The organism is Pseudomonas sp. PARCl1 (assembly GCF_947311875.1).
Classification (GTDB): Bacteria; Pseudomonadota; Gammaproteobacteria; order Pseudomonadales; family Pseudomonadaceae; genus Aquipseudomonas; species Aquipseudomonas juntendi.
Window position 1 is genome coordinate 19,027 of sequence record NZ_CAMZMX010000025.1, and the last position, 26,109, is coordinate 45,135.

Below are 26,109 nucleotides of genomic sequence, written 5' to 3' on the forward strand. Positions count from 1 at the left end.
GGCCGTCGAAACGGCCCGAAAATCCCTGTGAGGCTAAGAGCGATGCAACGAGGAATGCGTTAACGATTGGGCTGGGGGGTCAGGCGCAGATAGGGTTTGACGGCCCGGTACCCTTTGGGGAAGCGCTGCTTGATCTCTTCTTCGTCCTTGAGCGAAGGCACGATCACCACGTCGTCGCCGTCTTGCCAGTTACCTGGCGTGGCCACCTTGTGGTTGTCAGTGAGCTGCAGCGAGTCGATCACCCGCAGGATTTCATTGAAATTGCGCCCGGTACTGGCGGGGTAGGTGATGGTCAGCCGCACCTTCTTGTTCGGGTCGATCACGAACAGCGAGCGCACGGTCAGGGTGTCGCTGGCGTTCGGATGGATCAGGTCGTAAAGGTCTGAAACCTTACGGTCGGCGTCGGCGATGATCGGGAAATTGACCACGGTGTTCTGGGTTTCGTTGATGTCGGCGATCCATTTGTGGTGCGAATCGACCGGGTCGACCGACAAGGCAATGGCCTTGACTCCGCGTTTGGCGAATTCGTCCTTGAGCTTGGCAGTCAGGCCCAGCTCAGTGGTGCATACCGGGGTGAAGTCAGCCGGGTGGGAGAACAGCACCCCCCAGCTGTTACCCAGCCACTCGTGGAAACGGATCTTGCCTTCGCTGGAATCCTGTTCGAAATCGGGGGCGATATCGCCGAGTTTTAGGCTCATGGGCTGCGGCTCCTGGGCTGGGTTCTGGTCAGCGTGTGAATGAACTTTGCCTGCAATGATTTAAAAACAAAAAGAATAAATAACAATTTATTTATAACCATAAAGCATACAAAGTTTCTGACGTAAAAAAGCCTCGCACTAGGCGAGGCTCTTTGGTGTCGCTACGGCTTACAGGAAGCTGTAAGTGTAGTTCACGATGAAGCGAGTCTGGTCCTGGTCCGCGCTGGCTTCGTTGCTGCCACCGCGGTACACACCCTGGCGCAGGCTGAAGCCCAGGCCTTTGAGGGTACCTTGCTGAATGGTGTAGTCGACGCGGGCGTCACGTTCCCATTCGTTGTAGGTGCCGTGGCCGCTCTTGTAGCGAATGTCGTCACCGCGCAGGTAGGAAACCGAAGCCTTCAGGCCCGGAACGCCAAGCGAGGCGAAATCATACGAGTACTGGCCGAAGTTGGTGTTCTCACCGGCACGGGCGAACTGGTTGATCATGCTGTCGGTGAACAGGTAGAAGCTGGAACCGGCAGCGCCTTCAGGGCGACCGTTACCGTCAACCACGTTGCCCTGGTTCAGCCAGACGAAACCGCCGTCGTCGCTGACTTGCTGACGACCGAGCATCAGCGCGTGGCCACCCAGGGTGTAAGTGAACATGGCGGTCCAGGTCTTGTTGTCGACCTTGCCAGTGTTCTTGGCGTAGCCACCGTTGTTGCTGAAGTTGTAGCCACCGCCGTGACCGTTGTTGCCGTCACTGCTGCTGTCGAAGTAGCGCAGGTCGGTCTTGAACGACTGGTCGTCGGCGATCTTGAAGACGTGGGTGGCACCCAGGAAGTGCTGCTTGTAGAAGTCTTCCAGGTTCGAGTAGTAGTACTGCAGGGTCAGGTCTGGAGTGAGCTTGTAGTCCAGGCCGCCGTAGCGGAACTTGTTGCTGTCGGCAGTGGCGCCAGCGACCGACAGGCCGGTACGGTTGCTCGACGCACGACCCATGGCGTGGGTCAGCTGACCGGCGTTGATGGTCAGGTTGTCGATTTCCTTCGACTGGATGGTGCCACCCTCGAAGGTTTGCGGCAGCAGACGCCCGTCGTTGGAGACCAGGATCGGCAGGTTTGGCGCCAGGGCGCTACCGAAGTGCACTTCGGTCTTGGAGAAGCGAGCCTTGGCGTTGGCGCCAAAACGTGCCCACTGGCTAGCGGCCGAGCCGTCCGAGTCGCTTGGGAAGAAGCTGCTGTTGTCAGGGTGTTTGCCACGGCCACCGTCCAGGTGGATACCCCACAAGGCCTGGGCATCGACACCAAAACCAACGGTGCCTTCAGTGAAACCAGAGATGTAATCGAGCTTGAAGCCCTGACCCGACTCGCGGTTGTCAGCACCGCCATCGCGGTTGTCGTTGTTGAAATACATGGTGCGCGAGCTGAGGGACAGTTTGCTGTCTTCCACGAAACCGGCAGCGCCTGCTGTTTGGGCGAAAACCCCCAGTGCCACGGCCACGGCCAGGCTGGACTTGTACATGTTGTGCTCCTCTACGTTCTAATTTTTGTGTATCTCTGGCGGCAGGGTCTTGTGCCCCGCTCACCGTGGATTGGCGATTTAGTCCCAAAGTGTGACTAGTAAGTCAAACGTTTCTAAACGTTTCTCGACTTTGGTCTAAGGCGCCACCTGCGCTACAGGATAATGACAATCCTATAAATCCAAAATGACCGTTTTGTGAATTTCTAAGATTTTTAGGGAATATGTAACGAACCTTTGCAACCAATCGTTGTAGCTATACGGGTTCTAATAGCATTTAGCTATTTGCAAACGTTTGCTAATAACCTAATTCCTTAATGTTCTATAGGGACGGAGAAGCCTAGCAGGCTGATCTGATTTCGCTATTGACCCAGGTTATGACCCTTCGCAGGCTTTGTAGGAGCGGCCTTGTGTCGCGCTGGGGCGCGAAGCTGCCCTGAACGCTCAGCGTCGCAGCAGCCATCGTCAGGGCCGCTTCGCGCCCCATCGCGACACAAGGCCGCTCCTACAGCTTTACCTCCTAAGCTAATGCAAAAAAGTTATTTATTTTAAATTTTTTAGATCATTTAGCCTTCTCGCATACCCCAGTTTGCCTGAGAGGTTCACCATGATCCCGCATGCCCCGCTGCGCCTGTTCGGCGCCCTGACCCTCGCCAGCGCCAGCTGGCTGGCCCAGGCGGCCGACCTGACCGTCGCCTACCAGACCACCGTCGACCCCGCCAAGGTGGCGCAGGTAGATGGCGACTACGAAAAAGCCAGCAAGGCCAGCATTGACTGGCGCAAGTTCGATAACGGCGCCGATGTGATCACCGCAGTAGCCAGCGGTGACGTGCAGATCGGCTACCTGGGCTCCAGCCCACTGGCCGCCGCCGCCACCCGCAAGCTGCCGGTCGAGACGTTTCTGATCGCAACGCAGATTGGCGCAGGCGAGGCTCTGGTCGCCCGCGACAGCATCAAGACGCCACAAGACCTGGTCGGCAAGAAAGTCGCCGTGCCCTTCGTTTCAACTGGCCACTACAGCTTGCTGGCAGCCCTGAAGACCTGGAACATCGACCCCTCCAAGGTGCAGATACTCAACCTCGCGCCCCCTGCGATCATTGCCGCCTGGAAACGCGGCGACATCGACGCCACCTACGTCTGGGACCCGGCCCTGGGCGTGGCCAAGGAAAACGGCAAGGTGCTGATCACCTCGGGCGAGCTGGCCGCAAAAGGCGCCCCCACCTTCGATGCCTGGATCGTGCGCAAGGACTTCGCCGAGAAGCACCCCGACGTGGTCAAGGCTTTCGCCAAGGTCACCCTCGATGCCTACGCCGAATACCGCAAAGACCCGCAAGCCTGGCTGGCTGACACGGGCAACGTAGACAAACTGGTGAAGCTGTCCGGCGCCAAGGCCAGCGACATTCCCGTGCTGCTGCAGGGCAACGTCTACCCACTGGCCGCCGACCAGGCCAGCGCACTGGGCGCACCCACCACCCAGGCACTGACCGACACGGCCAACTTCCTCAAGCAGCAAGGCAAGGTTGACGCCGTACTGCCGGACTACTCGCCGTACGTCAGCGCCAAGTTCCTTCCAAACTGAACCGGAGCCCGCCATGGCCTTGCTCGAACTGGAGCGCATCAGCGCACAGTACCCCGGTGCCGCCACCCCGGTGCTGGCCGACATCAACCTGAGCCTGGGGCCGCGCCAACTGCTGGTGGCCCTGGGGCCATCCGGCAGCGGCAAAACCTCGCTGCTCAACCTGATCGCCGGCTTCGTTACCCCCAGTGGCGGCCGCATCACCCTCGACGGTGTACCGGTGCAAGGGCCTGGAGCCGAGCGCGGTGTGGTGTTCCAGGACGACGCGCTGCTGCCATGGCAGAACGTGCTGGGCAACATCGCATTCGGCCTGGAGCTGGCCGGCGTACCACGCGCCGAGCGTGAAGCCAAAGCCCGCGAGATGCTGGCCCTGGTCGACCTCGCCGGCTTCGGCGAGCGGCGCATCTGGCAGTTGTCCGGCGGCCAGAAGCAACGCGTGGGCCTGGCCCGGGCGCTGGCAGCCGACCCACGGGTGCTATTGATGGACGAACCGTTCGGCGCCCTCGATGCCTTCACCCGCGAGCAGATGCAGGCGTTGCTGCTGCAGGTATGGCAGCGCACCGCCAAGCCGGTGTTCCTGATTACCCACGACATCGAAGAAGCGGTATTCCTGGCCAGCGAACTGGTACTGCTGGCGCCCAACCCGGGGCGCGTGGTGGAACGCCTGCAACTGGACTTCGGCCAGCGTTATGCCGCTGGCGAATCGGCCCGGGCGATCAAGTGCGACCCGGCCTTCATCGAAACCCGCGAGCACGTACTGGCGCGGGTGTTTTCCCAACGCCAAAGCCTGCAGGAGCGCGCATGAGCAGCCTGGACCTGCCGGTTACCGGCAAACACGACGCCCAACCCCGGCCAGCCATCAAGCTGCGCCGCCCACGTTCCACCCGCTGGATCAGCACCCTGACCCTCGCCAGCCTGTTGCTGGCGTGGTGGCTGGTGACTGCCGCCGGCTGGGTCGAGCCGCTGTTCCTGCCCTCGCCCGGCGACATCCTGGCCAAGGGCTGGACCTTGCTGACCCAGGGTTACATGGATGCCAGCCTGTGGCAGCACCTGGGCGCCAGCCTGGGGCGTATCGGCGTGGCCCTGCTGGCCGCCACGCTGACCGCCATCCCGGTGGGCATCGCCATCGGCTACAACCGCGTGGCACGCGGCATCCTCGACCCGCTGATCGAGTTCTACCGGCCGATCCCGCCGCTGGCCTACCTGCCCCTGATTGTCATTTGGTGCGGCATCGGCGAGCTGTCGAAGGTGTTGCTGATCTTCCTGGCGATCTTTGCGCCGATCGCCATTGCCACCGCCACCGGCGTACGTACCGTCGACCCGGCCAAGTTGCGTGCAGCGCAGTCGCTGGGCGCAAGCAAGGCTCAGCTGATCCGGCACGTGATCCTGCCGAGCGCGCTACCCGACATCCTCACCGGGATCCGCATCGGCCTGGGGGTTGGCTGGTCGACGCTGGTCGCCGCCGAGCTGATTGCCGCCACCAGTGGCCTGGGCTTCATGGTGCAGTCGGCGGCGCAGTTTCTGGTTACCGACGTCGTAGTGCTGGGCATCCTGCTGATCGCCTTGATCGCCTTCGCACTGGAAATGAGCCTGCGCGCCCTGCAACGCAAGCTGGTGCCCTGGCACGGGCAAAGCCACTGAACCCCATTGTCCACGCCAGCACACTGGCGCCTGATTGAAGAGACTGACATGAGCCTGACCATCACTCCCCTCAGCCCGGCGCTCGGCGCCCAGATCAGCGGCGTGGACATCAGCCGCGACATCACCGCAGCACAACGCGACGCCATTGAACAGGCGCTGCTGCAGCACCAGGTGCTGTTTTTCCGCGACCAGCCGATCAACCCGGAACAACAGGCGCGCTTTGCCGCCCGCTTCGGCGACCTTCACATTCACCCGATCTACCCCAATGTGCCGGACACCCCGCAGGTGCTGGTGCTCGACACGGCGGTCACTGATGTGCGCGACAACGCCGTGTGGCACACCGACGTGACCTTCCTGCCAACCCCGGCACTGGGTGCGGTGCTCAGTGCCAAGCAGTTGCCGGCCTACGGTGGCGATACCTTGTGGGCCAGCGGCATCGCTGCCTTTGAAGCCTTGTCGGCGCCGCTGCGGGGCATGCTCGACGGGCTGACCGCCACTCACGACTTCACCAAGTCGTTCCCGCTGGAACGCTTTGGCACCACCGCTGAAGACCTGGCGCGCTGGGAAGCCACGCGGCGCAACAACCCGCCCCTGTCGCACCCAGTGGTGCGTACGCATCCGGTGAGCGGGCGCAAGGCGTTGTTCGTCAATGAGGGGTTTACCACGCGCATCAATGAGCTGAGCGAGCTGGAGAGCGAGGCGTTGCTGAAGCTGCTGTTCGCCCATGCCACACGGCCAGAGTTCAGCATTCGCTGGCGCTGGCAGGAGCATGACGTGGCGTTCTGGGACAACCGCGTGACCCAGCATTTTGCCGTGGATGACTACCGGCCTAATCGGCGGGTGATGCACCGCGCGACGATCCTCGGGGATGTGCCCTTTTAGTTGTTGCCTGTTCTGGCCTCTTCGCGGGCACGCCCGCTCCCACAGGTACATCACAGGTTTCGAAACCGGTGCCGGACCTGTGGGAGCGGGCGTGCCCGCGAAGAGGCCAGAACAGGAACGCCTGGTCAGCGGACCAGATGCAGGAACTGCATGTGCCGCTCGTACTGGTCGAGGATGTCGTTGATGATCTGCTCCTTGCTGTAGCCAACCAGGTCGTAGTTCTGGCTGCCTTCGCTCAGGTACACCTCCGCCCGGTAGTAGCGGCGGTTCTTCAACTCCTGCGTGCCCAGCCCACCCAGGGCGAACGATGGCGTGAAGTAGCCACGCATCTGCACCTGGTAAATGAACGGCTGTTCTTCACCATGCCCCACTTTCAGGCTGACGTTGTCGTGGCTTGGGTCATCCTGGGTAATCAGCACCAGGCCTTTTTGCTCGAACACCTCACGCACATCGGCAATCGCCGGGCGCACCACATCGTCCATGAAGCGGTACACCTCGTCACGCGACGGGAAGTGCACCGCCTGGCTCAAGCGCTGGCGCCAGCCGCCGCGGCCGCGGCGTGACTGGGCGAACGGTGCCAGCGAGTGCATTTGCGCGATCTGCCGTTGCGACTCCAGGTAGAACGCCTTGTGCAACCCCCACATCATGCACAGCAAGATCAACGAGAACGGCAGCGAGGTCAGTACCACCGCCGATTTCAGCGAATCGATGCTGCCCGCGAACAACAGCGCACTGGTGACCAGCGCGGTCATCGCGCCCCAGAAAATGCGCAGCCAGTTCGGCCCGTCCTCATCGGCATCCCCACCGGTGGCCGACAAGGTCGACAGCACCACGGTGCCAGAGTCGGCCGAGGTGACGAAGAACACGAAACTGATGAACACCGTGGTGGCGATCACCACCTTGCTCCAGGGGTAGGTTTCCAGCAGCAGGTACAGGCTCATGGACGGGTTGTCCAAGGCCGACTGGCCCAGCGCGGTCATGCCGTGGTTGATGACCTGGTCCAGGGCACTGTTGCCGAAGATCGACATCCACGCCAGGGTGAAGCCCAGCGGGATCAGCAGCACGCCAAAGACGAACTCGCGGATGGTACGGCCGCGGGAAATGCGCGCAATGAACAAGCCCACGAACGGCGCCCAGGCAATCCACCAGGCCCAGTAGAACACTGTCCAGCCACCCAGCCAGTCGCGGTTCTCACCGTAGGCATACACGTCGAAGCTCTTGCGCGGCAAGGCGCCCAGGTAATCGCCAAGGTTCTGGATGAGGGTGTTGAACAGGTGCTGGGTAGGCCCGGCGAACAGCACGAACAGCAGCAATGCGCAGGCCAGGAACAGGTTGATGTCGCTCATTACCCGCACGCCCTTCTCTACCCCGGCAACGGCTACGGCCACCGCCGCGCCCATCATCAGGGTGATGAGGATCACCTGCACCCACTGGCTGTGGCTGATGCCGAACAGGTAATCCAGGCCGGCATTCAGGTGCAGCACGCCAAAGCCCATGTCGGCGCCCAGGCCGAACACGGTGGCGATGATGCCGAAGCCGTCCACCGCATAACCGATCGGCCCGTTGATGCGCTTGCCGATCAGCGGGTACAGCGCCGAACGCAGCGCCAGCGGCAGGTTATGGCGGTAGGCGAAGTAGGCCAGCGCCATGCCGACGAAGGCGAACACGCCCCAGCCATGCAACCCCCAGTGCAGGAACAGGATCTGCATGGCCTGGCGCCCGGCCTCGGCAGTGCCCGCTTCGCCTTGGGGCGGCTGCAGCATATGGGTCAGCGGTTCGGACACACAGAAGAAGAACAACGTAATGCTGATGCCAGCCGCAAACAGCATGCCGGCCCATGACAGGTAACTGAACTCGGGCTCGTCGTGGTCGGCACCGAGCTTGATCTTGCCGTAGCCGGACAAGGCGGTGACCACCACGAAGACCAGGTACAGCGTCATTGCCAACATGTAGTACCAGCCGACCGTATTGGCCGCCCAGTTCTGCGCCGCCAGCAACCAGTCGCCTGCGGTTTGCGGGTTGGAGATGACCACCAGGCCGAAGATGAGGATGAAGCTTGCCGCAAAGTAGAACACCGGCGGGTTCATGCGGATCTTGCTGTTGGAAAGGGATGGGGTCGGTGCACTCATGGGGCAGGCACCTCGTCAAAAGACGTGAGGTTCGGAATGAACGGGTTCAGCAAAGGAATCCTCCTGTTGAACACCGGCAGCGGACCAGCGTTTTTCATTGAACAAGCGTTCAAGTTAAACATGGATCGGTGTTCAATGCGAATTGGGGCGCCGACTGGCGCGCTTCTGGCCCTGCCTTTTCGCGGGTGAACCCGCGCCTGGCGTGCACATCGGTCGCTCGCTGTGCGTTTCTTGTAAGAGCCCGTTTCACCTTGAAAAGTGCCGGTGCACGCCAGGCAAATTTCAGGTCAATGCTTGTCCTGGCAATCCAGCTGCAGGTTGGCCTGGGTGATGTTGCTGTCGGCTGGCACACTGCGGGTCAGCCACACGTTGCCGCCAATGGTCGAGCCTTTACCGATGGTGATGCGCCCCAGTACCGTGGCGCCGGCATAGATCACCACATCGTCTTCGACGATTGGGTGGCGGGGCAGGCCTTTGTGCAAGGTGCCCGACTCGTCGCTTGGGAAACGCTTGGCGCCAAGGGTCACAGCCTGGTAGATACGCACGCGCTCGCCGATGATCGCGGTTTCGCCAATGACCACCCCCGTACCATGGTCGATGAAGAAACCCGGCCCGATCTGCGCCCCAGGGTGAATGTCGATACCGGTGGCTGAATGCGCCAGTTCCGAACTGATGCGCGCCAGCAGTGGCAGGCCTGCCCGGTACAGATGGTGCGCCAGGCGGTGGTGGATGATCGCCAGAACGCCGGGGTAGCACAGCAGCACCTCATCGACGCTACGGGCCGCCGGGTCGCCGTGGTAGGCAGCCAGCACATCGGTGTCGAGCAACACCCGCAGCGCTGGCAAGGCTGCCGCGAAATCCTGTACCAGCCTCAGCGCGTGAGCATCCACACCGGCCAGCTCGGCCTGGCTTTGCCGGGCGGCGTAACGCAGCTCCAGTCGGGCCTGGGCCAGCAAGGCGGTCAGGGCGGCATCGAGGGTATGGCCCACGTAGAAATCTTCACTTTCTTCGCGCAGGTCGACCGGGCCCAGGCGCATAGGGAACAGCGCACCACAGAGTTGCTCGAGGATCTGCCGCATCGCCTCGCGCGACGGCAGCTCGCGGCCACCCTGCTCGCCGCTGCTGCGGCCATTGCGGGTGCGCCACTGCTCACGCGCGCCGCGCAGGCCGGTTACGATGCTCTGCAACTGCCAGCGCCCGGATAATGGTTGTTCGCTCACGGTTTTCTCCTGCCGTATAGGCCATCGGGTTGTTTCGCCATGCCCGCGAAAGGGCCGGGCGTGCCTGCGTGCAATCCACTCTACGGCAAATCCGCCTCTTGGAAAAAACTACGCTTTATTCCATCCTGCGCCATGTCGGGCACACCCTGCGGTGACGGCGCAGGCAACCTCGCCTACCCTCAAAGCAATCACGCTCTGATAACGAATAAAATGGAAGTAACAAAATATTTTTTTATTATTTCCAGGCCTAAAAAGCCAGCTCTATAGTCGCCACCCTCTCCCTACACAACACGCGCGGGGCTCTGCCATGTCGAAGTTCGTCAAACCGCTACTCAATGCCAGCCTGGCCCTTGTGCTGGGTGCTGGTCTGCTCGGCCAGGCCCTCGCCGGCGAAGAGCTGAAAACCATTCAGGAAAAAGGCGTGATCAACGTCGGCCTCGAAGGCACCTACCCGCCGTTCAGCTTTCAGGATGAAAACGGCAAGCTGACCGGTTTTGAAGTCGAGCTCTCCGAACTGCTGGCCAAAGAGCTGGGGGTCAAGGCCAAGATCCAGCCAACCAAGTGGGACGGTATTCTCGCCGCGCTGGAGTCCAAACGGCTGGACATCGTGGTCAACCAGGTGACCATTTCGGAAGAACGCAAGAAGAAGTATGACTTCTCCGAGCCTTACACCATCTCCGGCATCCAGGCGCTGATTCTCAAGAAGAAGGCCGAGCAGCTGAATATCAATGGTGCACAGGATCTGGCCGGCAAAAAAGTCGGCGTGGGTCTGGGCACCAACTACGAGCAGTGGGTGAAACAAGACGTACCGAAAGCCGAGGTGCGCACTTATGAAGACGACCCGAGCAAATTCGCCGACCTGCGCAACGGCCGCATCGACGCCATCCTGATCGACCGCCTGGCGGCGCTGGAATACGCGCAAAAAGCCAAGGACACCGAACTGGCCGGCCCTGCCTTCTCGCGCCTGGAAAGCGGCGTGGCTCTGCGCAAGGGCGAGCCTGAACTGTTGGCGGCCATCAACAAGGCCATCGACAAGCTCAAGGCTGACGGCACGCTGGCCAAGCTGTCGGAAAAATATTTCGGTGCCGATGTCACTAAATGATCGCTGAAAGCCTGCAACTCGTAGCCGACTCCGCGCCCTTCCTGCTCAAGGGCGCGGGTTACACCGTACTGCTCAGCGTGGGCGGCATGTTCTTCGGCTTGGTGCTGGGCTTTGCCCTGGCGCTGATGCGGCTGTCGAAGGTATTGCCGCTCAACTGGCTGGCGCGGATCTATGTGTCGTTCTTTCGCGGCACGCCGCTGCTGGTGCAACTGTTCGTGATCTATTTCGGCATGCCGCAGATCGGGATCGAACTCGACCCTATCCCGGCCTCGCTGATTGGCCTGTCGCTGAACATGGCGGCTTACATCTGCGAAATCCTGCGCGCGGCGATTTCATCGATTGACCGTGGCCAATGGGAAGCTGCGGCCAGCATCGGCATGACCCGGGTGCAGGCGATGCGCCGGGCGATCCTGCCCCAGGCCCTGCGCACCGCCCTGCCACCGCTGGGCAACAGCTTCATTTCGCTGGTCAAGGACACCGCCCTGGCAGCCACCATCCAGGTACCCGAGCTGTTCCGCCAGGCCCAGCTGATTACCGCACGCACCTTCGAAGTGTTCACCATGTACGTAGCGGTTGCGGTTATCTACTGGGTGCTGTGCAGCATCCTCGCGCACTTCCAGAACCGTATGGAAGCGCGGGTCAACCAGCATGACCAGGAGCATTGAGCATGATTGAAGTCAAAGGCCTGACCAAGCGGTTCAAGGGCCAGACCGTGCTCAACGGCATTGACCTGACCGTACAGCCTGGCGAGGTGGTGGCCATCATCGGCCCCAGCGGCTCGGGCAAGACCACCTTCCTGCGCTGCCTGAACCTGCTGGAAACGCCCGACGCCGGGCAGATAAAGATCGGCGCCATCAGCATCGATGCCAACCGCCCGCTGGGGGGGCAGCAAAGTGCAATCCGCCGGTTGCGCCAGCAGGCGGGGTTTGTGTTCCAGAACTTCAACCTGTTTCCGCACCGCACAGCCTTGGAAAACGTGATCGAAGGGCCGGTGATCGTCAAGAAGACCCCGCGCGAACAGGCTGTCGAACTGGGCCGCCGCTTGCTGGCCAAGGTTGGCCTAGCGGGCAAGGAAGATGCCTACCCGCGGCGTCTGTCCGGTGGCCAGCAGCAGCGGGTGGCCATTGCCCGTGCCTTGGCCATGGAGCCCGAGGTGATTCTGTTCGACGAGCCGACCTCGGCGCTGGACCCGGAACTGGTGGGTGAAGTGCTGGCGACTATTCGCGGCCTGGCCGAAGAAAGGCGCACCATGGTCATCGTCACCCACGAAATGAGCTTCGCCCGGGACGTGGCGAACCGGGTGATCTTCTTCGACAAAGGCGTGATCGTGGAGCAAGGCGAGGCCAAAGCGCTGTTTGCGGCGCCGAAGGAAGAGCGTACCCGGCAGTTCTTGCGCAAGTTCCTTGGGACTGCTGCTTCCGAGTAGGCCTGCTCTGGGCCCTTCGCGGGCTCGCCCGCTCCCACAGGGTTAACGCTGTGGGAGCGGGTTCGCCCGCGAAGAGGTCGGCGTAGCCGCGGAAATCTCTCCTTCTATATATATTCCAAAGAGTTAGTTCATTAAATTTTTATAAAGCATTAGAGTATATCAACCGGACCACCGGACCAGCACACGTTCGCCGCGACCAGCTGTAGCGGCTTTACTTTTCGCGAGGTCAGGAATGGTAAGCATCACAATTTCCCCAGTGCGTAACGCCAGGGCATTGAGTACAGCCAAGGAGCGGTACTGATGTCCAGCCAACCCAACAGCCTATTACACAGCGATCTCGACAGCGCTCCCCCGTTGCTGCCAGCCAAGGTGTTGCGCAACGACGCCGAAGCCTTGCAAGCGGCACGCGAACTGGCCGAGGTCGCCCGCGAGCATGCCGCCCGCCGCGACCAGCAACGCAAGCTGCCATGGGCGGAGGTCGAGCTGTTCACCCGCAGCGGGCTGGGTAGCATCAGCGTACCCAAGGCCCACGGTGGCCCCGATGTTTCGTTCTCCACCATCGCCGAAGTGTTCCGCCTGATAAGCGCCGCCGACCCGGCCCTGGGGCAGATCCCGCAGAACCAGTTCGGCATCCTGCAATTGCTGCGCCTGACGGCAAGCGAAGCGCAACAGGCGTTTGTTTTCCGCAGCGTGCTCGAAGGCTGGCGCATCGGCAATGCCGGGCCCGAGCGCGGCACCAAGGACACCCTCACGCTCACCGCGCGTATCACCCGCAACGGCGACGGTTATCGCATCAGTGGCGAGAAGTTCTATTCCACCGGCGCCCTGTTCGCCCATTGGGTGGCGGTCAAAGCCCTGGACGACGACGGCCGTCAGCGCCTGGCGTTCGTACGTAGAGGCAGCCCGGGGTTGCGCATCGTCGATGACTGGTCCGGGTTTGGCCAGCGCACCACTGCTAGCGGCACGGTACTGCTGGACCAGGTGCCGGTGGAGGCGGCGCTGGTGATCGACAACTGGCGCCAGCGCGATATACCCAATACCCAGGGCGCGGTCTCGCAGTTGATCCAGGCAGCAATCGATGCAGGTATCGCTGAAGCGGCCATCGAAGATGCGATCAAGTTCGTTCGCGAGAAGTCGCGGCCTTGGGTCGACGCCAATGTCGAGCGCGCCAGCGACGATCCTTACGTGATCGCTGACGTCGGGCGCCTGAAGCTTGAACTGCATGCGGCGCAAGCGTTGCTGCGCAAGGCCGCGCAGGTGCTTGACGAGGTCAGCGCCGCGCCCGTGGATGCCGCGAGCGCTGCGCGCGCGTCCATTGCGGTGGCCGAAGCCAAGGTGCTGACCACTGAAATTGCCCTGCAGGCCAGCGAAAAGCTGTTCGAGCTGGCTGGCAGCCGCGCCACCCTTGCCGAATTCAACCTCGACCGCCACTGGCGCAACGCCCGGGTGCACACGCTGCATGACCCGGTGCGCTGGAAGTACCACGCGGTTGGGGCTTACCACCTTAACGGGACCTTGCCCGCGCGGCATTCCTGGATCTGAATTCAATGGCCTTGGGGGCTGCTTTGCAGCCCATCGCGACACAAGGCCGCTCCTACCCGTGGCGCGGACCGGCATGGAACCGCGTATCCCTGCAGGAGCGGCCTTGTGTCGCGATGGGCCGCATCGCGCTCCCAAGGCCCGGAGAAACCCATGACCATCAGAATCATCACCAGCGACACCCAAGCCCTGCATGTCGCCGACGAAATCGCCCAACAACTGCGCCGCGACAGCGCCCTGCGCGACCGCGAACGCCGGCTGCCGCACAGCGAACTGGACCTGTTCACCCGCTCCGGCCTGTGGGCCATCAGTGTGCCCAAGGCCTTCGGCGGCGCCGGCGTGTCCAACGTCACCCTGGCCAAGGTCATCGCCCGCATCGCCCAGGCCGACGGCTCGCTGGGGCAGATCCCACAGAATCATTTCTACAGCCTGGAAGTACTGCGGGTAAACGGCAGCCCCGAACAACAGAAGCGGCTGTATGGCGAAGTACTGGCCGGCCGCCGTTTCGGCAATGCCCTGGCCGAGCTGGGTACCAAGACCGCCAACGAACGCACCACCCGCCTGAGCCGTGACGGTGACGGCTTTCGCATCAATGGCCGCAAGTTCTACGCGACTGGCGCCATCTACGCCCAGCGTATTCCCACGTCGGTGGTCGATGAACAGGGCGTGCAGCACCTGGTGTTCGTGCCGGCCGATAGCCAGGGCGTGCAGGTGATCGACGACTGGAGCGGCTTTGGTCAGCGCACCACCGGCAGTGGCTCGGTTCTGCTGGACAACGTTTACGTCAGCGCAGCGGACGTGGTGCCTTTCCAGAGCGCCTTCGAGCGCCCCACCCCGGTCGGCCCGCTGGCGCAGCTTCTTCACGCCGCCATCGACACCGGCATCGCCCGCGCCGCCTACGAGGATGCCCTGCACTTCGTGCGCACCCGCAGCCGACCATGGGTCGACGCAGGCCTGGACAAGGCAAGCGATGACCCACTGACGCTGAAAAGCTTCGGCCACCTGGCGATCCGCCTGCACGCGGCCGAAGCCCTGCTGGAACGCGCTGGCGAATACCTCGACCGCGCCCGCAACGACAGCACCGCCGACACCGTCGCCGCGGCGTCCATCGCCGTGGCCGAAGCGCGTGCCAGCAGCACGGAAATCGCGCTTGCCGCCGGCACTGCCCTGTTCGAACTGAGTGGGAGCCAAGCGACGCTGGCCGAGCACAACCTCGACCGCCATTGGCGCAACGCCCGCGTGCACACCTTGCACGACCCGGTCCGCTGGAAATACCACGCCATCGGCAATTACTACCTCAACGACGTCAACCCGCCACGCCGGGGGACGCTCTGATGGCCAAGCAAATCCTGCTCAATGCCTTCAACATGAACTGTGTCGGGCACATCAACCACGGCCTGTGGACCCACCCACGGGACACTTCGACCCAGTACACCAGCCTGGAGTACTGGACCCAGCTCGCACGCCTGCTGGAGCGGGGCCTGTTCGATGGGCTGTTCATCGCCGATATCGTCGGTACCTACGATATCTACGGGCAATCGCTGGACGTCACCCTCAAAGAGGCCATCCAGTTGCCGGTCAATGACCCCTTGCTGCTGGTTTCGGCCATGGCCGCCGTCACTCGCCACCTGGGTTTTGGCCTTACCGCCAACCTGACCTACGAGGCGCCGTACCTGTTCGCCCGACGCCTATCCACCCTGGACCACCTGAGCCAGGGCCGGGTTGGCTGGAACATCGTAACCGGTTACCTCGACAGTGCCGCCCGCGCCATGGGCCTGGCACAGCAACCCGAACATGACCGCCGCTACGACCAGGCCGACGAATACCTGCAGGTGCTGTACAAGCTGCTGGAGGGCAGCTGGGCCGACGACGCGGTGGTCGCTGATCGCGAGCAGCGCATCTATGCCCGCCCCGACAAGGTGCGCAAGGTGCAGCACCATGGCGAGTTCTACAAGGTCGAGGGCTACCACCTGTGCGAGCCCTCGCCGCAGCGCACCCCGGTACTGTTCCAGGCAGGCAGTTCGCAACGCGGCCTGGGCTTCGCCGGGCAACATGCCGAATGTGTGTTCATCAGCGCTCAGGACAAGACCGCGGCCCGCGCCCAGGTCGAGCAGGTACGCGCGGCTGCCTCGGCTGCCGGGCGCGACCCGCAGGCGGTCAAGGTCTTCATGGGCATCACGGTGATCGTCGCGGCGACCGAGCAACAGGCCCAGGCCAAGCATGCCGAGTATCTGCAGCATGCCAGCGCCGAGGCCGGCGTCGCACATTTTGCGGCCTCGACCGGCATTGACTTCGCGGCCTATGCACTGGACGAGCCGATCCCCTTCAGCCAGGGCAACGCCATTCAGTCAGCCACCCGCCAGTTGCAGGGCAACGCCTGGACCCGCCGGCGCCTGTTGCAACAGCACGCGCTGGGCGGGCGCTACGTGAAGGTCGTCGGCGACCCCGAGCAGGTCGCCGAACAGTTGATCGCCTGGCTCGACGAGACCGGCCTGGACGGCTTCAACCTGACCCGCACCGTCACCCCGGAGAGCTTTGAGGACTTCATCGACCTGGTCGTTCCTCAACTGCAACAACGCGGCCGCTACAAGACCGCGTACGCCGAGGGCACCCTGCGCCAGAAACTGTTCCAGGCCGACCACCCGCACTTGCCCGCCGACCACCCTGGTTCGGCTTACCGCTTTAACCGCACCCCTACCCCTGCACCGACTGGAGCCCTGCACCATGCTTGAAAAACTGTTCCGGCCCGTCGTGGCCATCGCCCTGTCCCTCGGCCTGTGCGCCACTGCCCAGGCCGCCGAACCCCTGAAGATCGGCACTACCTCGGCCTTTGCGATCCCGCTGGAAGCCGCCGTGGAAGAAGCCCACAAGCAAGGCCTGGAGGTGAAGCTGATCGAGTTCAGCGACTGGATCGCGCCCAATGTCAGCCTCAACAGCGGCGACATCGACGTGAACTACTTCCAGCACATCCCGTTCCTGGAGAATGCCAAGGCGGCTGCGGGCTTCGACCTGGTGCCCTATGCACCGGGCATTATCAACAACGTGGGCCTGTACGCGAAAAAGTACAAAAGCTTCGCCGACCTGCCTGAAGGGGCGAGCGTGGCCATCGCCAACGACCCGATCAACAGCGGCCGCGGCCTGCAACTGCTGGCCAAGGCCGGGTTGATCACGCTCAAGCCAGGGGTTGGCTACAAAGCCACCGAGGACGACATTGTCGCCAACCCGAAAAAGCTGAAGATCCTGCAAGTCGAAGCCGTGCAGCTGGTGCGTGCCTATGACGACGCCGACCTGGTGCAGGGGTACCCGGCATACATTCGCCTGGCCAACAGCTTCGATGCCAGTTCAGCGCTGCTGTTCGACGGTCTGGAAAACAAGGAGTACGTGATTCAATTCGTGATTCGCCCGCAGAGCAAAAACGACCCACGCCTGGCACAGTTCGTCGACATCTACCAACATTCGCCTGCCGTACGCGCAGCGTTGGACAAGGCTCACGGCAAGCTGTACCAGGCCGGTTGGGAAGGCTGACATGAGCCAGGCCAGCGCATTTAAGGCGCCCACCCCCCAACCGCGAGCGTCAACGGCCAGGGAGCACGCCCTGCACCCGGAAATCAATCAAGCCCATGTACGCTTCATCGGCCTGGGCAAGACCTACCCTGGGCAGGCGCAACCCGCTTTGCACGGCATTGACCTGAACATTCGCCAGGGCGAAGTGTTCGGCATCATCGGCCGCAGCGGCGCCGGCAAATCTTCGTTGCTACGCACCATCAACCGCCTGGAACGCCCCAGCCACGGCCGGGTACTGATCGACCAGGTGGACATCGCGGCGTTCGATGACGACCAGCTGGTGGCGCTGCGCCGGCGTATCGGCATGATCTTCCAGCATTTCAACCTGCTGTCGGCGAAGACGGTGTGGCAGAACGTCGAGCTGCCCTTGAAGGTGGCGGGCGTGGCCAAGGGCGAGCGACAACGCAAGGTCCGGGAGCTGCTGGCACTGGTCGGCCTGCAGGAGAAACACCACGTGTACCCCGCGCAATTGTCAGGCGGGCAGAAACAGCGCGTGGGCATTGCCCGGGCACTGGTGCATGACCCCGAGATCCTGCTGTGCGACGAAGCCACCTCCGCGCTGGACCCGGAGACCACGGCCTCGATCCTGGAACTGCTGCGCGATATCAACCGGCGCCTGGGCCTGACCATCGTGCTGATTACCCACGAGATGGCGGTCATCCGTGATATCTGCCACCGGGTGGTGGTGCTGGACCGCGGCGAGGTGGTCGAGCAGGGCGAAGTCTGGCGTGTCTTCGGCGCCCCTCACCACGAGGTCACCCGAACCCTGCTTGCGCCGCTGCAAGCGCGGCTGCCTGCGGCGCTGCAAGCCAGCCTGCAGGCCCACCCCACAAGCCGTGACTGCGCCGTGGTATTGCAACTGAGTGTACTTGGCGAGCCTGAACTGTCTGCCCTGCTCCACGACCTGGGCGGTCGCGTGCGCTTGCTGCAGGGCGGCGTGGCGACCATTGGCGAGCACGCCCTGGGCCAGTTGATCCTGTCGGTGCAGCACGCACCGCACGATACCCAACAATTGCTGCAACGCGCCCGCCGTTGGGCGGACAACGTGGAGGTGCTGGGCCATGTGGTTTGATCGTCTGCTGGAAGGCTTGCTCGATACCCTGCTGATGGTTGGCGTGTCGTCGCTTATCGCCTTGCTGCTGGGGGTACCCCTGGCACTGCTGCTGGTCACCAGCGGCAGGGGTGGCATATTCGAGGCAGCCTTGCTGAACCGGGTACTGGGCGCCTTCGTCAACCTGTTCCGCTCGATCCCGTTCCTGATCCTGATGGTCGCGCTGATCCCGTTCACCCGGCTGGTGGTGGGTACGACCTATGGTGTGTGGGCGGCGGTTGTCCCGCTGACCATCGCCGCCACGCCGTTCTTTGCCCGGATCGCCGAGGTCAGCCTGCGCGAAGTCGACCATGGCTTGGTGGAAGCCGCGCAGGCCATGGGTTGCCGGCGCTGGCACATTGTCTGGCATGTGTTGTTGCCCGAAGCGTTGCCGGGCATTGTCGGCGGTTTCACCATCACCTTGGTGACCCTGATCAACTCCTCGGCCATGGCCGGGGCGATCGGTGCCGGCGGGCTGGGCGACATCGCCTACCGGTATGGCTACCAGCGCTTCGACAGCCAGATCATGCTGACCGTGATCGCCATGCTGGTGGCGCTGGTGGCGTTGATCCAGCTGGGTGGCGACCGATTGGCAAAAGGCTTGAACAAGCGTTGAGTTCTTCGCGGGCAAACCCGCGAAGAGGCCCTCAATCCCAGTGCAAATCCGCAGCCGGCACCGGCCGCCCGAACCAGTACCCCTGCCCCAGCTGGCACTGCTGCTGCAGCAGGAAGGCGGCCTGCTCTGCCTGCTCGATACCCTCGGCATGCACCTGCATGCCCATGCTGCGGGCCAGGGCGATGATCACCCGCACGATCGCGATGTCATCCTCATCCAGCGGCAACCCGGCAACGAAGCCCTGGTCGATTTTCAGCTTCTGAACGGGCAAACGCTTGAGCCGCAGCAGCGAAGAGTAGCCGGTGCCGAAGTCATCAATGGCCAGGGTCACGCCAAGCTCACGTAAGCGGTGAAGTTGCTCCAGCGCCACCTCCGGGTCTTCCATCACAGCGCTTTCGGTCACTTCCAGCTCCAGCAAGGCGGGGGCCAGGCCGGTGTCGTGCAGGACGTCGGCCGCTTGCCGGTACAACTCATGTTGGCCAAACAGCCGGCTGGAGATGTTCACCGCCACGAACGCCAATTGCCGGCCTTGCGCCTGCCACTGCACCATTTGCCGGCAGGCCTGGCGCAGCACCCAGGCATCGATCTCGGCAATCAGGCCGGTACGCTCGGCGATCGGGATGAACTCGCCCGGCGGCACCAGGCCGCGCTGCGGATGCTGCCAGCGCACCAACGCTTCGACCCCGACCAGGCTGCCGGTCGCCAGGTCGTGTACCGGCTGGAAAAACACCCGCAGTTCGTCATGCTCCAGTGCGCGGCGCAACTCGCCCGCTGTTTCAACCCGGTGCTGGGCGTGGGCCGTCAGTTCTTCGGTGTACAGCGCATAGCAGGCTCGCCCATTGCCCTTGGCCTTGTACAACGCCGAATCGGCGTTGCGCAGCAACTGTTCGGCACACAAGGCATCGCTGGGGAACAGGCTGATACCGGCACTGACACTGATGAACAACCGATGGCCATCGAACAGGAACGGCTCGCGCATGCGCTCGATGATGCCCTGCGCCAGTTTGCCTGCCTGGCCGACTTGCTGGCAGCCTTCGGCCAGCACGCCGAACTCGTCACCGCCCAGCCGGGCCAAGGTCACACCATTGCCCAATATCTTGCCCAGGCGCTCCCCCACCAGCCTCAGCAACTGGTCACCGATGGTGTGGCCAAGGCCATCGTTGATGCTCTGGAAGTGGTCCAGGTCCAGCAGCAGCAGGGCGCACCCACGCTTGTTGGCCTGCGCCGCGGCCAGGGCCTGCTCGACGCGGTCGTTGAACAGCAAGCGGTTGGGCAGGCCGGTCAGCGGGTCGTGGTGGGCCAGGTAGGCCAGTTCCTGCTCCGAATGCTTGATCGCGCTGATGTCACTGAACACGGCCACGTAATGGCTCAGCTCACCCTCGTCATCGTGAATAGCGCAGATAGTCTGCCACTGCGGGTAGATTTCGCCGCTTTTGCGCCGGTTCCAGATTTCGCCGCTCCACTCGCCCTTTTCAGCCAGGGTGGCGTAGACCTGCTGGTAGAAGGCCTGGCCATGGCGGCCCGACTTGAACTTGCTCGGGCGCTGGCCGATCACCTCGTGCTGCTGGTAACCGGTAATGCGCATGAAGGCACGGTTGACGTGCACGATCAGGCCCTGGCGGTCGGTTACCAGCACCCCTTCCAGGGTACTGTCGAACACCGCGGCGGCCATGCGCAGGCGTTCCCGGTCTTCGCAGCGCAACCGCGCGCCATGGCCGATGAAATGCAGCAGCCGCACCCAGGACAGATAAATCAGCAAGGCACTGCACAGCACCCACACCACCACGTTGATCTGCCGCCCCACGGTCAATGCCAGGGGGTCGTCGGTCATGCTCTGCAGCATCACCTCGGCCAGCACCAGCCAGAGGATCGAGAGCACCACATAGAGCGCGGCCATGCGCAAGGCGTCGCGAACGGAAACAGACATGTCGGGTGGGATAGCCCATTGAAAAGAAAGGGGCATTATAAAGGCTGAAACATGTCGTGACCTCCTGTCTGAACAGTTGACTGGTTTTATTTCCCCACCAAGGGATAATCGACCCTTCCCCCCGCATTTCGAGGGCATTTACATCTATGTGGTACAACGGCCTGCTCGACTTGTCGGCCTGGCAACTGGTCGGCATCACCCTGTTGATGACCCACGTGACCATTGTCAGCGTCACGGTCTACCTGCATCGCTACTCTGCGCACCGAGCCCTTGAGCTCAACGGCGCGCTCAAGCATTTCTTCCGCTTCTGGCTGTGGCTGACCACGGCGCAGAACACCCGCGAGTGGACGGCGGTCCACCGTAAGCACCACGCCAAGTGCGAAACACCCGACGACCCGCACAGCCCCGTGCACAAAGGCCTGAGCACGGTGTTGCGCAAAGGCGCCGAGCTGTATCGCGAAGAGGCCCGCAACCCAGACACCCTGCGCATCTACGGCAAGAACTGCCCTGATGACTGGATCGAGCGCAACCTTTACTCGCGCTACAAACTGGGCGGCATCGCGTTGATGGCCGTGATCGACCTGCTGCTGTTCGGCACCCTCGGTATCACCATCTGGGCGGTCCAGATGATGTGGATCCCGTTCTGGGCTGCCGGTGTCGTCAACGGCCTGGGCCACGCGTTCGGCTACCGCAACTTCGAATGCCGTGACGCGGCCACCAACCTGGTGCCGTGGGGCATCGTGATCGGCGGTGAAGAGCTGCACAACAATCACCACACCTACCCCAATTCGGCCAAGCTGTCGGTCAAGCGCTGGGAGTTCGACATGGGCTGGGCGTGGATCCGCCTGTTCTGCCTGCTGCGCCTGGCCAAGGTGCAGCGTGTGGCGCCGATTGCCCATCGGGTGGAAGGCAAAGGTAGCCTGGACATGGACACCGCCATGGCGATCCTCAACAACCGCTTCCAGATCATGGCCCAGTACCGCAAATTGGTGATCGCCCCACTGGTCAAGCTGGAACTGGCGCGTGTCGACGCCTCGGTGCGCCACCACTTCCGCCGTGCCAAGCGCCTGCTATCCCGTGAAACCAGCCTGCTCGAAGACCGCCACCATGTGCGCATCGAATCGATGCTTGCGCACAGCCAGGCCTTGAAAACCATCTACGAAAAGCGCCTGGCCTTGCAGCAGATCTGGGCCCGCACCAGCGCCAACGGCCATGACATGCTGGCCGCCATCAAGGACTGGGTACACGAAGCCGAAACCAGTGGCATTCAAGCCCTGCGCGACTTCGCGGCACAGCTGAAAACCTATTCCCTGCGCCCGGTCGGCGCCTGATCGCCGTTGATCGGCACGCCCCAGCATGGGGCGTGCCAGCTGGAACTTAACCACCTCGCCCCCACTCAAACCCCGCACATCGCCCGCGTGGCGGGCAGGATGCTGGCCGCACGCTTTCACGTCGAGACTCGCTACGTGCACATGGCCAAGAATATTCCAATCACATCGCCGGGCCCGGTACCACCGGGAGCCGCCCGCACTTTACTGGCGCTCCTTCATGCGCAAGGTGAAGTCGCCCGCCTGAGCGAACGCGAACAGCTGTTCAGCTCGTTGCTCGAGAGTGTCAACGCGGTGCTCTGGGCTTTCGATTGGGAAACACGCGAAGTGCTGTACGTAAGCCCCGCCTACGAGCGCATCTTCGGCCGCCCGGCCAGCCTGGTACTGGCCGACTTCAACGAGTGGCGCGACAGCATCTACCCCGACGACCTGGAATACGCCGAGCGCAGCCTGGCCCAGGTGCTGCTCAAAAGCGCGGTCGAGGACCGCGAGTACCGTATCATCAATGCTGACGGGCAAGTGCGCTGGTTGAGCGACAAGTGCTACATCAACCAGCAGCATGACGGCGACCGCGTGATCATCGTCGGCATTGCCGAAGACATCACCGAGAAAAAGCAGCTGGAAGGCGAGTTGCAGCGCCTGGCCACCATTGACGTGCTGACCCAAAGCAGCAACCGCCGGCACTTCTTCGAATGCGCCCAAGCGGCGTTTGACAGCGCCCGGGAAAACGGCACGCCGTTGGCCTTCCTGTTACTGGACATCGACGACTTCAAACAGATAAACGACAGCTATGGCCACCAGGAAGGCGACCAGGTGCTGCAGCACATCGCCGACAGCGGCAAGGCCGTGTTGCGCCGTGGCGACCTGTTCGGGCGTATTGGCGGCGAAGAGTTCGCGGCAGTCTTCCCAGGGTGCAGTGCCGAGCTGGCCGGGCAGATAGCCGAGCGGCTACAGCGGCAGATTCAGCGTTTGAGCTTCAGCCATGGGGCGCACACCTACGGGGTAACAGTGAGCCAGGGGCTTACCGGGTTGACCGGTGAAGATGTGGCGCTGGACAGCCTGTATGCCCGCGCCGATGCGGCGATGTACCAGGCCAAGCGGCAGGGCAAGAACCAGATCGTGCGCGGTTGAACCCCCTTACGCCTGCCCGGCTCAAGGAACATCGTCGGCTTGTATCGGGCCTTCAGCCGCGGGCTGCGAACTGGTTTCGGGGTTCTCCACCTTGCGCAACCGGGTCAGCTCCGGCAAGCCCATCTTCAGCAAACGCGCTGTCTTGCCACTGGCAATCTTCGCCAGCCCCTGCTCAGCCGGTAGCCGCGCCAACTGCCCGGCCAGGTTCATGGCCAGAATATCGCGCGAGTACACCCCGCCACCGAGTTGATAGATCGCCGCGATCAGCTCGCGTAAAGCCAACGGCAAGCGCCAGCGGGTGCGCAGCGCCGAGCCGAAAGCGGCACCGAACTCGTTGAGCGACAACTGGACCTTGTCTTCGTCCAGCTCGCCACCCGCCAGGCGCCATTCCTGCAGGCAGCGCAGCACCGCCAGGTCACCCAGGCAATGCAGCAACCCCGCGCAATAGCAAAGCCCTTCGTCCAGCGCCAGCAGGCGCGCCAGCGTACGGCCATATTCGGCGGTGTGCAGGGACAAGTCCCAGTACTGCGCCGCATGCTGCGCCAGCAAGGGGTCGCTGAGGCGGGCGCTGCGCTTGAGGGTCATGCCCAGAATCAGGTTCATGCTTTGTGTGCTGCCCAGCTTGTTCAGGGCTTGCAGCAGGGTTTGCACCGGTGCTTCACGGTGCAGGGCTGCGCTGTTGGCAGCCGCTATCAGCACCGCGGTCACTTGCGGGTCACGGCAGACTTCTTCTTCCAGCACCTTCAGGTTCAGGCCTTCAGGGTTCAGGGCTCGCTTGATCGCCACCTGCAAGTCGGCCAGCAGCGGCCCGCCATCGGCAGTAGCCCGGCGCTGTTCGAGGTAAGCGCGCAGGCTGGCACCGGGCTGCAAGGGCGGCACCGGGCAGGCGATTTCTTCGCCCACGCCCAGCAGCAACTGTTCCAGGCGCTTGCGCAGGTTACCCAGGTTCAGGGGCTTGCTCAGGTACGCCGTGGGGTGCAGCGGCAGGGCTTCGCGCACACTTGCACTGTCGCTGCGGTTGCTCATGAGGATGAACGGCAACCCCGACCCTTTGGCGCGGACTTTGCGCAGCAGGTCGAGGCCGTCGATGCCAGCCAGCTCACGTGCAGCAATGATCAGGTCCGGCTTGGCGGCCAGGGCGCTGAGCGCCTGCGAGCCGTCGGCGCAGACCTGAAGGCGGGCATCGCAGCGAACGCTCAGCAGCATCTCGCTGAGCATGTCGCGTACCCACGGGTCGCCTTCGACGATCAGTACGCTCGGTGGGGTGGGCTCTGCAGCGTTCATCGCCAACTACTCCTGTAAATCCTTGCCTCAGCCTTTTACAACGTGCTGGGCGCATCATCCAACAACCATAGCCTCCGACGCATCACCGGGCATAAAAAAACCCGCCGAGGCGGGTTTTTTCTGAAGCGCATCACATCAGGCAAGTTCAGCGAAGCACTCTTCGATGATGGCCAGGCCTTTGTCCAGCAGCGCGTCTTCGGCGGTCAGCGGAACCAGAATCCGCAGAACGTTGCCGTAGGTGCCGCAAGACAGCAGGATCAGGCCTTTTTCGCGGGCTTTGGCCACAACCTGGCCAACAGCAGCAGCGTCAGGGGTGTGGGTGCCTTTCTGGAAGACCTCGACGGCAATCATCGAACCCAGGCCACGAACGTCGCCGATGATCGGATGCTTCTTCTGGATTTCACGCAGGCCGGTGGTCAGGCGCTCACCTACTGCCTTGCTGCGGTCCAGCAGTTTCTCTTCTTCGAACACTTCGATCACGGCCAGGGCTGCGGCGCAAGCGATCGGCGAGCCGGCGTAGGTGCCGCCCAGGCCGCCCGGAGCGATAGCGTCCATGTACTCGGCCTTGCCGCATACACCGGCCAGCGGGAAGCCGCCGGCGATGGACTTGGCAAAGGTGGTCAGGTCAGGCGCAACGCCCATCTGCTCCATGGCGAAGAAGGTGCCGGTGCGGCCAGCGCCGGTCTGCACTTCGTCGGCGATCAGCAGGATGCCGTGCTGGTCGCACAGGGCGCGCAGGCGCTTCATCAGCTCTTTAGGCGCTGGCAGGAAGCCGCCTTCGCCTTGTACAGGCTCCAGGATGATTGCAGCGATGTCGCGTGGCTCTGCGTCGTTCTTGAAGATGCGCTCGACCGAGGCGATGGCGTCGTCAACGCTGACACCGTGCAGCTCGCTCGGGAACAGGGCGCGGAAGATGCCGCCTGGCATCAGGCCCATGCCTGCGGAGTACGGCACGACCTTGCCGGTCAGGCCCAGAGTCATCATGGTGCGGCCGTGGTAGCCGCCGGTGAAGGCGATAACGCCGGCACGGCCAGTGGCGGCACGGGCGATTTTCACGGCGTTTTCAACGGCTTCGGAGCCGGTGGTGACCAGCAGGGTCTTCTTGTCGAAGTCGCCTGGAACCAGCTTGTTGATCTTTTCGCACAGCTCGACGTAAGGCTCGTAGGCCAACACCTGGAAGCAGGTGTGGCTGACCTTGGTCAGCTGCTCTTGCACGGCTGCAACCACTTTCGGGTGCAGGTGGCCGGTGTTCAGCACTGCGATGCCGCCGGCGAAGTCGATCAGTTCGCGGCCTTCAACGTCGATCACGGTCGAGTTCTTCGCGCTGTCGACGAAGATCGGGTGAATCTGGCCAACGCCACGCGGGACGGCAGCTACACGACGTTGCATCAAGGATTCGTTGGTCTTGCTCATAATGCCCTCATTGCGCCGACAGTAATGGCGCTTTTATTCGGGGGTG

22 protein-coding genes are annotated in these 26,109 nt (G+C 62.9%); 15 read left to right on the forward strand and 7 right to left on the reverse strand.

All coding sequences use genetic code 11. The annotated features are described in order from the left end of the window. Window positions 1-59 precede the first annotated feature (59 nt). Together QME24_RS14730 and QME24_RS14735 are read right to left on the reverse strand one after the other, a co-directional pair. Window positions 60-698 carry a peroxiredoxin gene (locus QME24_RS14730; RefSeq protein WP_009682239.1) on the reverse strand — a complete coding sequence of 213 codons (639 nt, stop codon included), beginning with the start codon at window positions 696-698 and terminating at the stop codon, window positions 60-62. Window positions 699-866: 168 nt separating this feature from the next. Next, window positions 867-2,198, reverse strand: coding sequence for an OprD family porin (locus QME24_RS14735; RefSeq protein WP_009682238.1), 1,332 nt, complete (start codon window positions 2,196-2,198; stop codon window positions 867-869). A 604-nt stretch (window positions 2,199-2,802) separates the two neighbouring features. Between QME24_RS14735 and tauA the strand changes: the two genes are divergently transcribed. The 4 genes from tauA to tauD are packed head-to-tail and all read left to right on the forward strand — an operon-like array spanning window position 2,803 to window position 6,294. Then, window positions 2,803-3,774 (forward strand): taurine ABC transporter substrate-binding protein, encoded by a 972-nt coding sequence (gene tauA, locus QME24_RS14740; protein WP_280091860.1) that lies wholly within the window; start codon window positions 2,803-2,805, stop codon window positions 3,772-3,774. Between the two features lie 13 nt (window positions 3,775-3,787). Then, window positions 3,788-4,576, forward strand: coding sequence for a taurine ABC transporter ATP-binding subunit (tauB, locus tag QME24_RS14745; RefSeq protein WP_054905728.1), 789 nt, complete (start codon window positions 3,788-3,790; stop codon window positions 4,574-4,576). Next, window positions 4,573-5,412 (forward strand): taurine ABC transporter permease TauC, encoded by an 840-nt coding sequence (gene tauC / locus QME24_RS14750; protein WP_047150042.1) that lies wholly within the window; start codon window positions 4,573-4,575, stop codon window positions 5,410-5,412. The genes tauB and tauC overlap by 4 nt, the downstream gene beginning before the upstream one ends. Before the next feature lie 48 nt (window positions 5,413-5,460). Then, window positions 5,461-6,294, forward strand: coding sequence for a taurine dioxygenase (gene tauD, locus QME24_RS14755; protein ID WP_009682233.1), 834 nt, complete (start codon window positions 5,461-5,463; stop codon window positions 6,292-6,294). A gap of 125 nt (window positions 6,295-6,419) precedes the next feature. Here tauD and betT read toward each other — a convergent pair whose 3' ends face one another. Together betT and epsC are read right to left on the reverse strand one after the other, a co-directional pair. Continuing rightward, entirely contained in the window at window positions 6,420-8,423 is a 2,004-nt protein-coding gene (gene betT, locus QME24_RS14760) for a choline transporter BetT (RefSeq protein ID WP_054905731.1), read from the reverse strand. Window positions 8,424-8,710: 287 nt separating this feature from the next. Beyond that, window positions 8,711-9,643, reverse strand: coding sequence for a serine O-acetyltransferase EpsC (gene epsC, locus QME24_RS14765; RefSeq protein WP_235768319.1), 933 nt, complete (start codon window positions 9,641-9,643; stop codon window positions 8,711-8,713). 307 nt (window positions 9,644-9,950) lie between these two features. Here epsC and tcyJ point away from each other — a divergent pair, with 307 nt between their 5' ends. The 9 genes from tcyJ (at window position 9,951) to QME24_RS14810 (ending at window position 18,980) form a co-directional block, all read left to right on the forward strand. Then, on the forward strand, window positions 9,951-10,745 hold the full coding sequence (tcyJ, locus tag QME24_RS14770) for a cystine ABC transporter substrate-binding protein (protein ID WP_029884773.1): 795 nt from the start codon (window positions 9,951-9,953) through the stop codon (window positions 10,743-10,745). After that, window positions 10,742-11,410, forward strand: coding sequence for a cystine ABC transporter permease (gene tcyL / locus QME24_RS14775; RefSeq protein WP_009682229.1), 669 nt, complete (start codon window positions 10,742-10,744; stop codon window positions 11,408-11,410). The genes tcyJ and tcyL overlap by 4 nt, the downstream gene beginning before the upstream one ends. A 2-nt stretch (window positions 11,411-11,412) precedes the next feature. After that, a complete protein-coding gene (gene tcyN / locus QME24_RS14780; RefSeq protein ID WP_029884774.1) occupies window positions 11,413-12,171 on the forward strand; it encodes an L-cystine ABC transporter ATP-binding protein TcyN in 759 nt (252 codons plus the stop codon). 300 nt (window positions 12,172-12,471) lie between these two features. After that, on the forward strand, window positions 12,472-13,713 hold the full coding sequence (locus tag QME24_RS14785) for an SfnB family sulfur acquisition oxidoreductase (RefSeq protein WP_054905732.1): 1,242 nt from the start codon (window positions 12,472-12,474) through the stop codon (window positions 13,711-13,713). Between the two features lie 150 nt (window positions 13,714-13,863). Then, on the forward strand, window positions 13,864-15,045 hold the full coding sequence (locus QME24_RS14790) for an SfnB family sulfur acquisition oxidoreductase (RefSeq protein ID WP_054905583.1): 1,182 nt from the start codon (window positions 13,864-13,866) through the stop codon (window positions 15,043-15,045). Beyond that, on the forward strand, window positions 15,045-16,442 hold the full coding sequence (locus QME24_RS14795) for an LLM class flavin-dependent oxidoreductase (RefSeq protein ID WP_280091557.1): 1,398 nt from the start codon (window positions 15,045-15,047) through the stop codon (window positions 16,440-16,442). Before QME24_RS14790 ends, QME24_RS14795 begins: the two co-directional genes overlap by 1 nt. Further along, complete coding sequence (locus QME24_RS14800) at window positions 16,435-17,235, forward strand: MetQ/NlpA family ABC transporter substrate-binding protein (protein WP_029884778.1); 801 nt, start codon at window positions 16,435-16,437, stop codon at window positions 17,233-17,235. The genes QME24_RS14795 and QME24_RS14800 overlap by 8 nt, the downstream gene beginning before the upstream one ends. Window position 17,236: 1 nt before the next feature. Beyond that, window positions 17,237-18,346 carry an ATP-binding cassette domain-containing protein gene (locus QME24_RS14805; protein ID WP_232892833.1) on the forward strand — a complete coding sequence of 370 codons (1,110 nt, stop codon included), beginning with the start codon at window positions 17,237-17,239 and terminating at the stop codon, window positions 18,344-18,346. Next, on the forward strand, window positions 18,336-18,980 hold the full coding sequence (locus tag QME24_RS14810) for a methionine ABC transporter permease (RefSeq protein WP_009682222.1): 645 nt from the start codon (window positions 18,336-18,338) through the stop codon (window positions 18,978-18,980). The genes QME24_RS14805 and QME24_RS14810 overlap by 11 nt, the downstream gene beginning before the upstream one ends. Before the next feature lie 31 nt (window positions 18,981-19,011). Here QME24_RS14810 and dibA read toward each other — a convergent pair whose 3' ends face one another. Then, the gene (dibA, locus tag QME24_RS14815) at window positions 19,012-20,907 is read right to left on the reverse strand and encodes a phosphodiesterase DibA (protein ID WP_280091558.1); all 1,896 of its coding nucleotides are present in this window, start codon (window positions 20,905-20,907) and stop codon (window positions 19,012-19,014) included. 146 nt (window positions 20,908-21,053) lie between these two features. Here dibA and desA point away from each other — a divergent pair, with 146 nt between their 5' ends. Together desA and QME24_RS14825 are read left to right on the forward strand one after the other, a co-directional pair. Then, the gene (gene desA / locus QME24_RS14820) at window positions 21,054-22,238 is read left to right on the forward strand and encodes a delta-9 fatty acid desaturase DesA (RefSeq protein WP_054905587.1); all 1,185 of its coding nucleotides are present in this window, start codon (window positions 21,054-21,056) and stop codon (window positions 22,236-22,238) included. A 99-nt stretch (window positions 22,239-22,337) separates the two neighbouring features. Then, entirely contained in the window at window positions 22,338-23,366 is a 1,029-nt protein-coding gene (locus QME24_RS14825) for a sensor domain-containing diguanylate cyclase (protein WP_192441753.1), read from the forward strand. Between the two features lie 21 nt (window positions 23,367-23,387). Here the strand turns inward: QME24_RS14825 and QME24_RS14830 are convergent, their stop codons facing one another. Both QME24_RS14830 and gabT read right to left on the reverse strand, forming a co-directional pair. After that, window positions 23,388-24,650, reverse strand: coding sequence for a response regulator (locus QME24_RS14830; protein WP_054905589.1), 1,263 nt, complete (start codon window positions 24,648-24,650; stop codon window positions 23,388-23,390). 135 nt (window positions 24,651-24,785) lie between these two features. Next, window positions 24,786-26,063, reverse strand: coding sequence for a 4-aminobutyrate--2-oxoglutarate transaminase (gabT, locus tag QME24_RS14835; RefSeq protein ID WP_029884784.1), 1,278 nt, complete (start codon window positions 26,061-26,063; stop codon window positions 24,786-24,788). Window positions 26,064-26,109 lie beyond the last annotated feature (46 nt).

Coding starts and splice junctions, on each gene's coding strand:
- tauD (WP_009682233.1), top strand. CDS start 5,461: ATGAGCCTGACCATCACTCCCCTCAGCCCGGCGCTCGGCGCCCAGATC.
- QME24_RS14730 (WP_009682239.1), bottom strand. CDS start 698: ATGAGCCTAAAACTCGGCGATATCGCCCCCGATTTCGAACAGGATTCC.
- betT (WP_054905731.1), bottom strand. CDS start 8,423: ATGAGTGCACCGACCCCATCCCTTTCCAACAGCAAGATCCGCATGAAC.
- tcyL (WP_009682229.1), top strand. CDS start 10,742: ATGATCGCTGAAAGCCTGCAACTCGTAGCCGACTCCGCGCCCTTCCTG.
- QME24_RS14805 (WP_232892833.1), top strand. CDS start 17,237: ATGAGCCAGGCCAGCGCATTTAAGGCGCCCACCCCCCAACCGCGAGCG.
- QME24_RS14825 (WP_192441753.1), top strand. CDS start 22,338: ATGCTGGCCGCACGCTTTCACGTCGAGACTCGCTACGTGCACATGGCC.
- QME24_RS14785 (WP_054905732.1), top strand. CDS start 12,472: ATGTCCAGCCAACCCAACAGCCTATTACACAGCGATCTCGACAGCGCT.
- tauB (WP_054905728.1), top strand. CDS start 3,788: ATGGCCTTGCTCGAACTGGAGCGCATCAGCGCACAGTACCCCGGTGCC.
- QME24_RS14810 (WP_009682222.1), top strand. CDS start 18,336: ATGTGGTTTGATCGTCTGCTGGAAGGCTTGCTCGATACCCTGCTGATG.
- desA (WP_054905587.1), top strand. CDS start 21,054: ATGTGGTACAACGGCCTGCTCGACTTGTCGGCCTGGCAACTGGTCGGC.
- QME24_RS14790 (WP_054905583.1), top strand. CDS start 13,864: ATGACCATCAGAATCATCACCAGCGACACCCAAGCCCTGCATGTCGCC.
- tcyJ (WP_029884773.1), top strand. CDS start 9,951: ATGTCGAAGTTCGTCAAACCGCTACTCAATGCCAGCCTGGCCCTTGTG.
- QME24_RS14830 (WP_054905589.1), bottom strand. CDS start 24,650: ATGAACGCTGCAGAGCCCACCCCACCGAGCGTACTGATCGTCGAAGGC.
- QME24_RS14800 (WP_029884778.1), top strand. CDS start 16,435: ATGCTTGAAAAACTGTTCCGGCCCGTCGTGGCCATCGCCCTGTCCCTC.
- QME24_RS14795 (WP_280091557.1), top strand. CDS start 15,045: ATGGCCAAGCAAATCCTGCTCAATGCCTTCAACATGAACTGTGTCGGG.
- QME24_RS14735 (WP_009682238.1), bottom strand. CDS start 2,198: ATGTACAAGTCCAGCCTGGCCGTGGCCGTGGCACTGGGGGTTTTCGCC.
- tauC (WP_047150042.1), top strand. CDS start 4,573: ATGAGCAGCCTGGACCTGCCGGTTACCGGCAAACACGACGCCCAACCC.
- dibA (WP_280091558.1), bottom strand. CDS start 20,907: ATGTCTGTTTCCGTTCGCGACGCCTTGCGCATGGCCGCGCTCTATGTG.
- tauA (WP_280091860.1), top strand. CDS start 2,803: ATGATCCCGCATGCCCCGCTGCGCCTGTTCGGCGCCCTGACCCTCGCC.
- gabT (WP_029884784.1), bottom strand. CDS start 26,063: ATGAGCAAGACCAACGAATCCTTGATGCAACGTCGTGTAGCTGCCGTC.
- tcyN (WP_029884774.1), top strand. CDS start 11,413: ATGATTGAAGTCAAAGGCCTGACCAAGCGGTTCAAGGGCCAGACCGTG.